Source organism: Methanobacteriaceae archaeon, from assembly GCA_013403005.1.
In the GTDB taxonomy this organism is placed as follows: Archaea; Methanobacteriota; Methanobacteria; order Methanobacteriales; family Methanobacteriaceae; genus Methanobacterium.
On the sequence record JACBOA010000001.1, the window covers coordinates 186,647 to 200,951 of the forward strand.

At 39.9% G+C, this 14,305-nt stretch carries 13 protein-coding genes; 6 read left to right on the plus strand and 7 right to left on the minus strand.

What is annotated here, in order from left to right; genetic code table 11:
* Positions 1-3 precede the first annotated feature (3 nt).
* The 3 genes from HVN35_00925 to HVN35_00935 form a co-directional block, all read right to left on the minus strand.
* On the minus strand, positions 4-918 hold the full coding sequence (locus HVN35_00925) for a cell wall biosynthesis protein (GenBank protein ID NYB51115.1): 915 nt from the start codon (positions 916-918) through the stop codon (positions 4-6).
* A 71-nt stretch (positions 919-989) separates the two neighbouring features.
* Positions 990-2,231 (minus strand): radical SAM protein, encoded by a 1,242-nt coding sequence (locus HVN35_00930; GenBank protein ID NYB51116.1) that lies wholly within the window; start codon positions 2,229-2,231, stop codon positions 990-992.
* Positions 2,228-3,289 carry an mRNA surveillance protein pelota gene (locus HVN35_00935; protein ID NYB51117.1) on the minus strand — a complete coding sequence of 354 codons (1,062 nt, stop codon included), beginning with the start codon at positions 3,287-3,289 and terminating at the stop codon, positions 2,228-2,230. The genes HVN35_00930 and HVN35_00935 overlap by 4 nt, the downstream gene beginning before the upstream one ends.
* 220 nt (positions 3,290-3,509) lie before the next feature.
* On the opposite strand from HVN35_00935, the gene HVN35_00940 reads away from it, so the two are divergent.
* Positions 3,510-3,830 (plus strand): hypothetical protein, encoded by a 321-nt coding sequence (locus HVN35_00940; GenBank protein NYB51118.1) that lies wholly within the window; start codon positions 3,510-3,512, stop codon positions 3,828-3,830.
* Positions 3,831-3,913: 83 nt separating this feature from the next.
* Positions 3,914-5,221 carry a prephenate dehydrogenase gene (locus tag HVN35_00945; GenBank protein NYB51119.1) on the plus strand — a complete coding sequence of 436 codons (1,308 nt, stop codon included), beginning with the start codon at positions 3,914-3,916 and terminating at the stop codon, positions 5,219-5,221.
* A gap of 117 nt (positions 5,222-5,338) precedes the next feature.
* Here the strand turns inward: HVN35_00945 and HVN35_00950 are convergent, their stop codons facing one another.
* Entirely contained in the window at positions 5,339-5,503 is a 165-nt protein-coding gene (locus tag HVN35_00950; protein ID NYB51120.1) for a hypothetical protein, read from the minus strand.
* A gap of 387 nt (positions 5,504-5,890) precedes the next feature.
* Between HVN35_00950 and HVN35_00955 the strand changes: the two genes are divergently transcribed.
* The 4 genes from HVN35_00955 (at position 5,891) to HVN35_00970 (ending at position 11,182) form a co-directional block, all read left to right on the plus strand.
* Positions 5,891-8,086 carry a CDC48 family AAA ATPase gene (locus tag HVN35_00955; GenBank protein NYB51121.1) on the plus strand — a complete coding sequence of 732 codons (2,196 nt, stop codon included), beginning with the start codon at positions 5,891-5,893 and terminating at the stop codon, positions 8,084-8,086.
* 293 nt (positions 8,087-8,379) lie between these two features.
* A complete protein-coding gene (locus tag HVN35_00960; GenBank protein ID NYB51122.1) occupies positions 8,380-9,633 on the plus strand; it encodes an adenosylhomocysteinase in 1,254 nt (417 codons plus the stop codon).
* Between the two features lie 162 nt (positions 9,634-9,795).
* Positions 9,796-10,569, plus strand: a complete 774-nt coding sequence (locus HVN35_00965) for a DUF2119 domain-containing protein (GenBank protein ID NYB51123.1) — start codon at positions 9,796-9,798, stop codon at positions 10,567-10,569.
* Positions 10,570-10,573: 4 nt separating this feature from the next.
* The gene (locus HVN35_00970) at positions 10,574-11,182 is read left to right on the plus strand and encodes a DUF2119 domain-containing protein (protein NYB51124.1); all 609 of its coding nucleotides are present in this window, start codon (positions 10,574-10,576) and stop codon (positions 11,180-11,182) included.
* 206 nt (positions 11,183-11,388) lie between these two features.
* Here the strand turns inward: HVN35_00970 and fen are convergent, their stop codons facing one another.
* From fen to HVN35_00985, 3 genes are all read right to left on the minus strand, one after another.
* Positions 11,389-12,375: a flap endonuclease-1 gene (gene fen, locus HVN35_00975; GenBank protein NYB51125.1), complete on the minus strand. Its 987-nt coding sequence runs from the start codon at positions 12,373-12,375 to the stop codon at positions 11,389-11,391.
* Positions 12,376-12,445: 70 nt separating this feature from the next.
* Positions 12,446-12,979 carry a chorismate lyase gene (locus HVN35_00980; GenBank protein ID NYB51126.1) on the minus strand — a complete coding sequence of 178 codons (534 nt, stop codon included), beginning with the start codon at positions 12,977-12,979 and terminating at the stop codon, positions 12,446-12,448.
* Positions 12,980-12,981: 2 nt separating this feature from the next.
* Positions 12,982-14,226 (minus strand): 3-isopropylmalate dehydratase large subunit, encoded by a 1,245-nt coding sequence (locus tag HVN35_00985; GenBank protein NYB51127.1) that lies wholly within the window; start codon positions 14,224-14,226, stop codon positions 12,982-12,984.
* Positions 14,227-14,305 lie beyond the last annotated feature (79 nt).

Sequence of the window (14,305 nt, forward strand, 5' to 3'; positions counted from 1 at the left end):
GTATTATGGTTTGACTTGGGGATTATAAATTAATCTTCGTATGCCTAATGCAATTAAGAATTTATTATTAACCAATATTTTTTGTTTCCTGAATAAAATTCTACGGAGAAGATCCCCCAAACCTCCACCAGTCAAGACATCCATTACTAAGTCTCCAAAGGTAGGTTTTTGGATTTTTAGGTTTTTTTCCAGGAAATTCTTTAGATTGTCACGTCTCAATAACGCTATAATGATGGCAGTGATTAATAAGAGTGCCAGCACAACTAGGAAAACTCCCCAAGTTCCCCAATCATGGAACTTAGCAATGTTAATTCCTAGCAGTGTGTATATAATTCCCAGTCCTACACCGAATGAATGGTTTCCCACTTCGCCCATCATGATTTTACCCTGATAATCCAGGGGTGCATATCCAATACAGGCTGCTAAAAGAATCAGTGCTAATGAGTAAGGGTTACCAGTGGTTAGGTAGAGGAGAATTGCCATTATAGAGCTCATTATAATCACAGTGGAGGCTGCAGTCCCCGGTTGCATATCTGCAATATTCAGGGGCTGGATCATGAGTGCAATGAGTATTGAAACTGGGCCAAAGTAGAAGTACCCTACCAACATAACCATTAGCATACCAATACCTCTGGAGAACTGACCAATTTCAACTGGGAGTCTTTTCAATTTTTTACGACCAATAATATCATCTAGAAATGCGAATAAACCTATTATTCCAATCAGATAGTTGGCTGGGAATGGAAAGAATAGTAATAGAACTAAAAATGGGGCTAAACCCACTCCTCGGGGTGTTCCGCCACGTATGGTTGTGTAAAGATTGCCTCCCAGCCTAGGAAATAATTTATAGAAGACTATGGTGAAGCTGACTGATAGAAAGAAGACTGAAAATATCACAGATAAATTTGTCATATTCATTGGCATCCCGGATATAAATTTGTCAAGGTGATTTTAAATATAATTGTATTATTAGGACCCTTCATTTACTCCTAGGGTCCTACATGTCCTTCAGGTGTTTGTGCAATTACAGTTTTAAGACCTTTCTGGTTGAGTAAATCTTTCATATTCTTCATCTCCTGATAAGAAGGCAATAAAAGTTCTTTTTGCTGGAATTCGCCTCTATAATCAAGGATGCATACTTGCACTTTATCATTCAAACGGGCTATCTCATCTCCCATTTTTTCCACTTCTTCTTTGGAAATAAGGGCTTTATTATAGGGAATGCCAATTCCCAGGAAAACATCATCAACATGATTCTCTAAAATATATTTCACTGCATTCCAAGAATTTTTAAGATATTTTTTTATTAGCTTTTCATCTGAAAGTCCAGTAATCTTCTTAAATGTGTCACTACAAATTCCTTTCAGGTCAATCCCAATTTCTGTCATTCCAGCTTTAACCAGTTTATCAATATAATCTGGGTTTAATATGGTTCCATTGGTATCTACATGGATATGAATGTCTTTATCAGCTTCACGGATAGATTTTATTACGCCCAATAGCCAAGTGGGATTTAAAGTGCTTTCACCACCGGAAATTGCAATTCTGTTAACATTGTATTGTTTTTGAAGTCCAAGTAACACCATTGCAGTTTCCTCACACTCCATGAGGTGTCCCCCACCACTAAAGGCCATCTGATAGTTCTGACATTGGGGGCAGCGAAGATTACAACCATGGGTGAAACAGGCAATTTCAATGGGTTTACCAGTTCCTTTCAGATAATAAGGAGTTCCCACCCCACCAACTGTATGGGCTCCGAATCCACTCACTGCTCTGAGTGGTGGAGGTTCTTCCAGTAACTCAATTTTCATACCATCATAGAGGGGAGTGATGCAGCTAAGAGCGTATCTTCCATCTGCTTTCACAGCACATGACCAGCAACCACCACAAAGGCAGGGCATGGAAACTGTTCTAAGGGGAGTGTCTAGATCTGAAACAGTTGGAAAATCACAGATTTTGACACCTGAAATATTCAGGGCATCTTTAATGAAACCCCTTGCTTGAATCTTTTTATGATTAACATAAACAGTTTTTTCAGTTAATCGGGTGTTTATATAAGATTCATCAGTTTCATCTATTAATATAGCTTTTTCGGGACATATCTGGACGCATGCTCCGCATCCAATACAAGTACCCTCCTCAAGACTCCGCCAGGCGCTTCTCAGAGGACAGATCACGGTTTCGCAAGCTCCGCAATGAATACATTTATCCAAATCTCTCTTAACCTTCATTTCAAAGCATACCTTAAAAGCGCTGCTAATCCACCCAGAGCACTTAACTGTTTTCCACCGTCATGTTCACTGCTTAAGACCATAACTTTCCCCCCCAAGTTCTCAGTAAGGTCCATAATCTTTTCCACATCCAGTTCCCGGAGTAATTCATCAATAACCAGTAACTCACTAACTGCACCAGCTTCTGCAGCAGTTTTAACTTCACTCTTTCCATAGGCGACTAGATTAGAATTTTTCCCGATTTCCTCCAGAACCCGGGCCATCATTCTTATTTCCTGGGCAATACGACCTTCAGTGGCCATTTCTTCCAGAATACCTTTCTGAAGCACCTCATGGATCCCGGATCTGCCCCCAGCCCCGGTACTTTCCAGACGGGAAATTCGGGCAATATCTGGATATTTCTGCCTGATAAATTGATAAAAATCATTTTTACCAAAACCAGGCCCGGCTATTACCATTCCTTCTATCCCCTCAAACTTTTTAATGGTGCTTACGATCTCCTCGTAGAAATTGTTAATGACTTGTTGACGGTTTTTTTGAACCATTCTCTTACCAGAGATGCCCCCAATTATGGGGCCGTAGTATTCCACTCCGTACTGTCTCAGGATACCCAAATCTGCATTATCATCTTCTATTACCACTACCAGGGCCTTTGGTATTTTTGATGCATCAATGGCTTCTTTGATCCTTTTACGGTGCCAGCGTGACCATCTTTCTTTTTCTATTTTCACCGAGTTGTTGAGCTTCAAATCCAGGGTGTGATGGGCTCCTAATGACACCAGATCTTCTGGTCCCTTCTCAATAACTCCCTTAGCACGTAATTTTCCAGTGTACTTATGAAAACTAATGCTTTCCACTCTTATGCCCATGAAAAAGGTTTTTTTGATTCCCCGATCACTCCGCAACCGCTCTCCAGTTGTGTCCTGAATTCTGCGGGTGGTACGCGAAGAAACAAGATCTCCGGGTTCAATAAGGTGAGATAGATGCCAGAGATCATCCAAAGTTTCTGGGAATAACTCAATAATTCCCCTTTTAGCATCCTGAAAAACTATGCGCATAATATGGCCTTCTATATCAATTTAAACATGCTTCAATAGATTTTAGTTGAATATTTTTGTTAAATATATTTTTATGATGTATTTCAAACATTTTAAACCTATTTGTTGTCGGAACTTTTTATTAGATCCTTAATTTTCTTTTACATCTCTCATATCTTTTACACCTAAAATCATAACTTTTATATAAAACGTATTACAAATATTTTGCTGGTGATTAAATATGGACAACCAGTTAGAAAGTAAGATTAAAGAAACCCTGGAAAATGTTAAACCCTGGCAAAGAGTGCCCACATCTCTTGAAGGTGTATTTTTAATCAAAGCTCCTACAAGAGGCGATCAGGAAAGCATAATGGTAGAAATAAATCCATTGGATGAACTTGGAAGCCCTATTAAGCGCAGGGGCATATTTCTCCAGCGTAGAACACAACTGGAACGATTTTTAGAAGTTATGCAGAAACCACGTTTAATGGAGTTTATGGATACACTGGATGCTATGGCTGGAGTTACCGGGGATGATAAGGTGAGAACATTAGAAATATGATGGGCAATGAGGGGATAAATTTAAAAATACGTGTTTCTAGTGGGGGATAAATTTATTATTACACATCCCCATAGATAACTTATATGAAAGTAGCGATTATTGGAGGAACCCGTGGACTGGGGAACTGGATAGCGAATTTTCTAAATAAAAGAGGATGCCAGGTCACCATCACTGGCAGGAATGCTCCTATGGGAGAAGCTATCGCCAGTAAAATGGGAGTTTCATACACTTCTAACAATGTTGAAGCTACTTCAGAGGCAGAAATAGTAATAATAGCTGTTCCTATAGATGCAACTCCTCGAACAATAAAAGAAGTGTCTCCTCATCTTCAGAAAGGATCTTTACTGGTTGATGTGACGTCTGTAAAGGAGAAATCAGCAGCACTCATGTACCAGCATGTTCCTGAGGGTGTGGAAGTACTCCCCACTCATCCCATGTTCGGCCCCAGGGTTAGGTCTCTTGATGGGCAGGTGATTGTTTTAACTCCGCGAAGTGTAGATGGTAAATGGTACAGGAAGGTAGTGAGTTTCCTGGAGAATGAACAGGCCCGAGTACTCATCACCACGCCGGAATCACATGATCGGATGATGAGCATTGTCCAGGGACTCACTCATTTTGCCTATATTTCAGTGGCAGTAGCCATTGAAAGAATGCAAGTTGAAATTAAAGAGTCCCGCAAGTTCGCCAGTCCCATATACAGCCTTATGCTGGACATGATAGCTCGTATTGTAGCCCAGAATCCATACCTATGCTACTCTATCCAAACCCAGAACCAGCACATTCCTGAGGTCCACCAGACGTTGCTTTCAACCTTCCAGGAACTCAAATCCATGATTGATAAAAAAAACCAGGAAGATTTTGTTAAAGCCATGAGTTCAGCAGCCAAACATCTTGATGACATTGAAGCAGCTTTAGGAAGATCAGATAAGGCTATAAATGCTCTAAATGCAGAGATAACTCATTTAAAACAATCACTAGGGCATGAAGTAGGTTTAAGGCATATGTACTCCCAGAAAATCCATATTGGAATCTTGGAAGAATTAAATCCTGATTTTCTCATATTGAAAGAGAGGAATAAAACTACCAGGCTTAAACTTTCTAATGTGGAAATTTTAACTCCTGAAGAAACCCAACAATGGAAAATAGGTCATTTTCCTCTGAAAACCTTTGATGTTTCGGTGATGTTTCCAGAAAACTCTAAACCAGAATTGATTGCCAAAAACATCGAAAAAATTGAGGGCGTGGTCCGAACTAAAGTTTCAGACATATATAATGGAGAACAAATTCCTGAAGGATGGATTAGTATTACCATTTCCTACCAGGTGATTGACTATCCCATCAGAAGGGAAGTCGAAAATCTATTAAGAACATTTGGTGGTAAAATTAGATAATATGGGGTTTAGATGGGTTATTTAGATTTAGAGGTGTTATAAAACTTCTTTTGGAACCATAAAAAACCAAATACAAAATACTATTTAAAAAACTATTATGGTTACCATTCTTAATATTCATAGAATTAAATTGCTCTCTATAAGGACAACCTCTGGACAGTTGATTTTTATATCTGGTTTATTGTAATGGAGATCTGAATCCGGGTTGGTAGTTTCCAGGTAGTTGAGGGGACCGTTGATCCCAAGATTCCCAAGGATGTTCAACTTATCAAATGGCACCATAGGAGATGAGATATTACTATTTATACAAAGTAACTGTTTATACAAAGTAACTGCAAGCATATAAAAGGCATCCATTACTATAAAAGGGGAGAAGAAACTCTGGCCAGAAGATTAGATCTGGTCACGGTTCCTGTATTGGATGTAGGATTTATATTGATAGTAATTGCCATGATCCTGGCTGCATGGTGAGGCTAAATGTAATTTTTCTCATTTTTTCGTTGATTCTATACACAATCATAAATCCATTTCTACCGCAACATTTATATAGTAGAACCTACAAGGTTAAAGTAACATAAGTTAACTAAATATCAAAATGTACTATATTTGTTTTTAAATTAGTTATTTGCATTTATTTGAAAAATAAAAAAATTTATAGGGGGATTAATCATGAAAAATGAAGAAATGAAACTAAAAGTTGCAGAAGCCTTTTCACAGGCAGATGTTGGCAGATCAATAGCCAGGATAGACCCGGCATGCATGGAAAAGCTAGATCTCCTGGACGGAGACATGATTGAAATAGAGGGTAGAAAACTCACCGCCACCACAGTGGTATCATCCCAATCAGACATTGGACTGGGCATTATTAGAATTGATGGATACATCAGAAAAAATGCTGGAACCTCCTTGGGAGAGGAAGTAATTGTACGAAAAGCTCGGGTTAAAGAAGCACAAAAAGTGGTGCTGGCTCCAGTGGACCAGAAAATCATGATTCGTGGGGATGTTAAAGGAGCATTCCAGGGAAGGGTACTGTCTAAAGGAGATATCATAGTAACTGGAATCAGACAGCAGCAAACAGCCATGCGTGGAAGCTTATTTGATGAATTCTTCCGGGACGCCCTAGCTGATGTTAGTCCCATGGGAGAACTTAAACTGGCTGTAGTATCCACAAAACCTGCAGGAGCAGTTAAAATTACTGAAATGACTGATGTGGAAGTTCAAACTGAACCAGTTGACATATCCAAACTGGAGGGAGTGAAAACCCTGGTGGATGTCACCTACGAAGATATAGGTGGGCTGAAAGAAGAAGTTAAAAAAGTCAGGGAAATGATTGAAATACCCCTGAAACGACCAGAACTTTTCGAACGACTGGGAATATCACCACCCAAAGGAGTTCTGATGCACGGACCACCCGGAACAGGGAAAACCTTACTTGCTAAGGCAGTGGCCAATGAAAGTGATGCTCATTTCATAGCCATACAGGGACCAGAGATCATGAGTAAATACGTGGGTGGATCAGAAGAAAAATTAAGGGAATTCTTCGAAGAAGCAGAAGAAAACGCTCCATCCATAGTTTTCATTGATGAAATTGATGCCATAGCACCTAAAAGGGAAGAAGTTTCAGGGGAAACTGAAAGACGTGTTGTAGCACAGCTTTTAACCCTAATGGATGGTCTTAAAACCAGGGGTCAGGTGGTGGTGATTGGTGCCACTAACCGACCTGATGCACTGGACCCTGCATTACGCCGTGGGGGGAGGTTTGACCGGGAAATAGAAATAGGTGTGCCAGATAAGGATGGTCGCAGGGAAGTTCTCCAGATACATACCAGGGGAATGCCCCTGGATGAGAAGGTGGATCTTGATGAAATTGCAGACATTACCCATGGTTTCGTGGGAGCAGACCTGGAAATGTTATGTAAAGAAGCAGCCATGCGGGTTTTAAGAAGAGTTCTTCCTGAGATTAAAGCAGATGAGGAAATACCCAAAGAAACCCTAAAAAAGATGATCATCAAGAAATCAGATTTCAAGGAAGCTTTAAAAGAAATACAACCATCTGCGCTTCGTGAAGTTCTGGTACAGGTTCCCAATGTAAAATGGGATGATATTGGAGGTCTAGAAAACGCCAAACAAGAACTCAGAGAGGCAGTGGAATGGCCACTTAAATATCCTGAGAGTTTCGACAAATTTGGAGTCACACCACCACGAGGTGTTCTAATATATGGGCCACCAGGAACCGGAAAAACTTTACTGGCCAAAGCTGTGGCTAATGAAAGTAAAGCCAACTTCATAGCAGTTAAGGGACCGGAATTACTGTCTAAATGGGTTGGCGAATCAGAAAAAGGTGTAAGGGAAGTTTTCCGCAAAGCAAGACAAACTGCACCCACTGTAATATTCTTCGATGAAATAGACAGCATAGCATCAGCCAGATCCGGTGCAAGCACTGACAGTGGAGTCACTCAAAGGGTGGTAAATCAGCTTTTAACTGAAATCGATGGATTAGAAGAACTTCAGGATGTGGCAGTAATCGCAGCCACCAACCGGGTGGACATAATGGATCCCGCCCTTCTGAGACCTGGAAGATTTGACCGACACGTGAAGGTAGATGATCCTGACGAGGAAGCCAGACTGGAAATATTCAAGGTACACACCAAAAACATGCCTCTTGCTGATGACGTGGACTTGGAATACCTGGCCAAAAACACAGAGAAATATGTAGGTGCAGATATTGAGGCAGTATGCCGGGAAGCAGTCATGTTAACCCTAAGAGAGAACATCCAAGCCGAAGAAGTGAAGATGAAACAATTCAAAGAAGCAATGAAGAAGGTTAAAACTGAAGAAAAAATGGATATGGTACAATATCACTAGAAAACCATCATGAAAACCCCCTATCTATACATAAACCCATGAATGGAGAAAATTCCTGATTAACAATGGAATTTTCTCCTTTTTTTTTATTTTTCCATTTTTTTACATTTACTATTCCCCTAATTAGTCACTGTTTAAAATAAAATAACTTTTTAAATAACTTTTTAATTAAAATAAGCAAAGGATCACTTTAACATAGAGACTTATTTATATAAAGAATAGAGAATTAAAGTTAATAATCTAATAATGAAATCTGATTGAATTCATTTTTACATGAATCTAACGGTGATAAAATGCCTTATAAAGTAAAAGACATGAATTTAGCCCCTCAGGGTGTAAAGAAGATTGAATGGGTTCAGAAGCACATGCCAGTACTGGAAACCATTAAAAAAAGATTCGAAAAAGAAAAACCCTTTGAGGGAATTACCATAGGGTCCTGCCTGCATCTGGAGCCTAAGACAATAAACTTGGGTTTAACCCTCCAGGCTGGTGGGGCGGAAGTGGCTATGACTGGTTGCAACCCACTATCCACACAGGATGATGCCACGGCAGCCGGTGCCAGTATGGGTCTAAATATGTATGGATGGAGAGAGCAGACAAATGAAGAATACTACCAAACCATCAACATGGTCTTGGATCACCAGCCAGACATTATCATTGACGATGGTGCGGATATGATTTTCATGATTCACAAAAAAAGAAGGGATGTGCTGGACAAGATTAGGGGTGCCTGTGAGGAAACCACCACTGGAATTCACCGCTTGAAGTCCATGCACGCTGATGGTGCTCTGGAATTTCCAGTAATAGCAGTTAACGATGCTTACACCAAATACCTTTTTGATAACCGTTACGGAACAGGACAATCAACCTTTGACTCTATAATGGGATCCACCAACATCCTAATCGCCGGTAAAACCGTGGTGGTATGTGGATATGGCTGGTGTGGTAGAGGAATTGCTTTGCGGGCTCAGGGACTGGGAGCCAACGTTATAGTCACTGAAATCGATCCAATAAGGGCACTAGAAGCTCGTATGGATGGTTACAGGGTTATGCCAGTAAGAGAGGCAGTTAAACATGCTGATATACTGGTGACAGCCACTGGAAACATAGATGTCATTTCGGGGGATGACTTTAAGGTAATGAAAGATGGCTGTATAATGGCCAATTCTGGTCACTTTAACGTGGAAGTTAACCGGGAAGACCTGGATGCTTTGGCAGTTGAACAGAAACAAGTCAAACCAGATATTGAAGAATTTGTAATGGACGACGGTCGTAGCATTTACCTTCTGGCTGAAGGTAGACTGGTTAACCTAGCAGGTGAAAGAGGACAGGGGCATCCAGCTGAGATCATGGACCTCTCCTTTGCCATGCAGGCCTTATCTGCTGAACAAATAGTCCATAATGAAATGGAAGTAGGAGTCCACAAAACCCCTGATGAAGCAGATATGCGCGTGGCCAGACTAAAACTTGAGGCTATGGGTATTGAAATTGATGACCTATCTCAAAAACAGGTTGAGTATCTGGAAGGATGGGAACACGGAACTTAACATGGAAGTTTTAATTGGAAATAGTGCTGGTAAGTTTGAGCTAACTAGGCAGTTTGCCCATAAAGTAACTCGGTTCAATTATAAGCTCAAACACTTGCCAGTTACAAATTTTCAATTATAAATTAACCGAAACCTAAAAACTGAGACTGTAAATGACCTAAAATGGCAGTTGATTTTTTCAAAGAAATGGGTGTGAAGGAACCTCCTTCGCGCCTTTTTGTGGGTGGAATACATGGAAAAGAAGGTGAAAGCACCATTCATGCCATTATGAGTGCTGAAAATCTCCATCTGAGTGGGGGAAGTCTAGTATTATCCAATTTCTCTCCCAGCCCCTACCTGAGCACCTTGAATCCTCTTTACTACATGTCTCTTGCTGGTGGAAAACTCCTGGATCTCATCAGGAAATACCAACCACAAATATATCTGGAACTACACTGCTACCATCCAGATAAAAAATTAAAACTCACAGGAAAAAATAGAAAAGAACTATTCGGAGTTCCAAGCCTGGTGGAACTGGAAAATGGTGTTTTAATAGGATCCACATCACCCCTCATTCGTTCCGTATTTTTTGATCTTTATGATTTCCCCTTTATTCTGGAAATACCCTGCCAACCCTCGCCAGAATCTTTAGAAGTCGCCAAAAAAATGATGGAAATAGCTTCAAAGTCCAATAATCGTTCCCAAATCATGGAAAAGTTGAGTCAAGTTTATCCCCTACAAGTGAAAATTTTGAGTGATTATTTTAAGGAGTATTCCACCAATTTCTATCCTGCATTTTTTGAGCTTAAGAAAAAAGTGCAACTTAGAGATTTGAAAAATTACAGAGATCTTGAGGAATTAGTAAATGAAGTAGTATCAAGAGGCAGCTTTAACCTTAACCCAGCACAGATAAAACAACTTACTCAGGCTTACTTAATTTTCCGAGAGCACGGGTGATTATTTGGCTTATTTCAAAATTATTGATAATGGAGAAGGTATGAACCGTCTTTATATAGGGGGATTACATGGTAAGGAAGGTTTAAGCACAGAAGACGCCCTGAAGGAAATCAGAGAAAAAGATGTTGCTGCGGGGAAGTTGGTGATCCATAACTGGGATGAAAGCCCTTATCTGAGCACCTTGAATCCTCTTTACTACCAATCAAAGGTAGGAAAAAAGGTTTTATACCTTATAAATCATTACAAACCCCAGGTATACGTGGAAGCGCACTGTTATAAGAAAGAAAGTTATTCAAAACTAATCTCACCGAAAAGACGAATCAAATCTGGTGTTCCACCTCTTATAGAGCTGGAGAGAGGGGTGTTAATAGGTTCTGCATCTCCTTTTATCCGAACCAAATTTTTCGCCAGGAATGATATTTGCATCACCCTAGAAATGCCCTGTAATCCCACTAAAGATTCACTAGACGTGTATGTAAGGGTATTGAGGATCATTGCCTGGTCAAGAAATCGTGATGAACTGGAAGTTGCAATGAAAAAAATATATCCAAATCAGGTTGAAACTGCAATTAAATATGCTAAGGAGTTTTTCGGTGATTATCCTCCTTTTTAATCAACTAAACTATTCGCAGGGGCCATAATCTTATTGGATTAACCATAATCCTATTGGATTAATAAAAATTGTTCTTAAGGATTGATTTTCCATTTTAAGCCATAAATGTTTAGGGTTACTTTTAGTTTCTTTAATAGGATTTTAATGTTTGTTCTTGTAGGTTTAATTAATAGCTTTTAGATTACTCTTTTTTTTTAGATGGATTTTCAAAACCACTTTTCCAAACTACTCTGGCTGGTCTCCAATTTTTTTAGTTTACTAACAGCACTCAACACTCTTTCTTCAGAAAAATCATGCTCTCCACAAAGAAAATCCACAATCCCCTGCTGGTCAGCATCCTTCCATTTTAATTCATAGTCTGAATCAACTTCAGGGTTAAGGAACATCTCACGCAGAATCCGGGCATCCACATCTAATTCAACATCAAGACTTTTCAGGACATGAAATATATCACCATGTTTTTTGATGAGCTTCAAGCCTTTTTTAGCACCTATTCCCTTTATTCCTTGATTAAAATCGGTTCCAACCATTATAGCCATGTCCACAAGTTGTTCGCGGGTTATATCAAGGGTTTTCAGGATTTTTTCCAATTCAATGATTTGGGGTGAGTTTTGATTTTCACTTATAGTGAGGTTTTTTACCATTCGTGGAGCTCCAAAAAGCATGCAATCATAATCCTGGGAGGCAACGCACCAGGCATCACCACGTATTACCATATAAGATGCTTGTGCTTCTCCTTCTCCTTTAGCCTGAATGTAAGGGATTCCCATGAGTTTAATGAGTTTTTTAGATCCTTCCACAATTTCAGGGGACATTCTGGATGATCTGACTGCAAACTTCCGGGCATCCTCCACCCGGCCTTCTTCAAGGGCTTGCTTCCATTTTCTCTCAGACTCATCCTTAATCTCTTTTCTTTTTTCCTGAGTCTCTTTTTTAAGTGCACTTGACTTTCCATCAAAAACATAAATTGGTTTTATCCCTTTTTCTATAAGAGAAGAACTGCGATAAAGTATCCCACTAAAATGGGAAGTTATCCTTCCATTTTGATCCTTAAGAGGAGTGCCATCATACTGGCGTATGCTGGAGAGAAATTGATAGATTACATTTGCTGCATCAAGGGCCACTACTTTGCCCTCTAAATCATTGAATTTTATCTCATCTGGAGATACAATGTCTTTAAACTTAACACCCATAATCCATACACCTACCATTCAGTTGATTGCAATTAATGGTTTAAAATTTAGAATAAATCAATAGTAATATTTAATCACGAAACATGCTGTAGGGGAAGGTTTCCATTAACCATATGAGAATCTGGTCTTTGTGAATAATGTTATAAGTTCTCCTGAGCATTTTGGCACTTGTTTTGAAGATATCCCTCATCTCTGGACTTGATTCCACCACTGAAACTGATTTAATCTCCCTACGTGATTCGATATTGTGTTTGCGTAGGATGCGGCCAATGGGTATGTCTGCCCGTATAAGGTCTTCTTTAAAATCATTGTTCAACCTTTTCACGGGTATCATGGAAACGGCATATATGAGGGGTTCATCTCCCTCAATAACCACCACCCGGTAGTTAATGGTGTCACCCACTTGGATGTTTAAAAGGGATGCTGCCTCATCATCTGCATCACGAAATTCCTGCACCAGGGTCCTGATATTCACTTGTCCTTTTAAAACATCAAGAATAGTAGTTACAGAGCCATCAGTAGCTAGAAGTATCTTCTGTGCACTGGAAAGATTTCCTAACTCTTTTTCAATATTTTTTATTCCTTCAAAGATTTCCGGGTCCATTTTCATTCACTGGGATCTCTTATTTCACCGTGAATAGCCGAATAGGCAACCACTGCTGGATTGGCAAGATAAACTTCCGAAAGGGGATCACCCATCCGGCCCACGAAGTTACGATTGGTGGTGGCCAGGCACACTTCTCCTGCAGTTAAAACACCCATATGGGCTCCTAAACATGGCCCACATCCAGGATTAATTACAATGGCTCCTGCTTTGAGAAAGGTTTGTATAATTCCTAGAGCCAAGGCATCCTGATATATGCGGCGTGAAGCAGGAGACACGATGAGTCTGATATCCTGGTGAACTTTTTCATTTTCCAAAATCGCTGCGGCTTGACTGAGGTCTTCCAAACGGCCGTTGGTGCATGAACCAATAAATGCCTGGTCAATGGTTTCACCAGAAACACTGGAGACTGGTTTAACATTATCCACATTATGAGGGCAAGCCACTTGTGGATTTAGATCATCTGCCTGGAAATGATATGATTTTTCATAAACTGAATCCTCATCAGAGGTGAATATCTTGAAATCTCCCACATTACGTTTTTTTAGATAATTCAAGGTTGCAGTGTTGGGTTCCATGATCCCATTTTTTGCACCGCACTCCACTGCCATGTTGCACATGGTCATCCGTCCAGAAACATCCATATCCTGAACTGTGTTTCCACAAAATTCTAGAGAGTTATAGGTAGCACCATAGGATCCTATAGTGCCTATGATGTGAAGAATCAAATCTTTAGCAGTAACGTATTCTTTTAATTCCCCATTAACTTCTATTTTTAAGGCTCCAGGGACCATAAACCATGTTTTACCAGTTGCATAGATCACTGCAACATCAGTTGCTCCCATGCCTGTGGAAAAAGCTCCGAAAGCCCCGTAAGTGCAGGTGTGGGAATCAGCACCAACCACCACTGTACCTGGTTTGATGAAACCTTCCTCTGGAAGAACCTGATGGCATATTCCCTCTCCATGTGTGAAAAGGTTTTTAATCCCCTGTTTTTTGGCAAAATCTTTCGTTACTCTTTGAAATTCTGCAGAACCGATTGTGTTGGCGGGAATATTATGATCAAAGACCATCACGATTTTATCAGGATCCCATACTTTCTCTGCGATTTTATTAAAAGTGTTTATGGTGGGAGGTGATGTGCCATCGTGGGTCATGGCCAGGTCTACTTTTGCTTCAATTATTTCTCCAGGGTGAACTTCCTTCTCACCAGAAGCTTTGGCCAGTATTTTTTCCGTGATATTCATTGCATAAACATCCCTTAAATTAAGATAATTAGTAAGTGAACTATTTTTTTATAACTCAAAAATTTTCTAGAAATTTGAT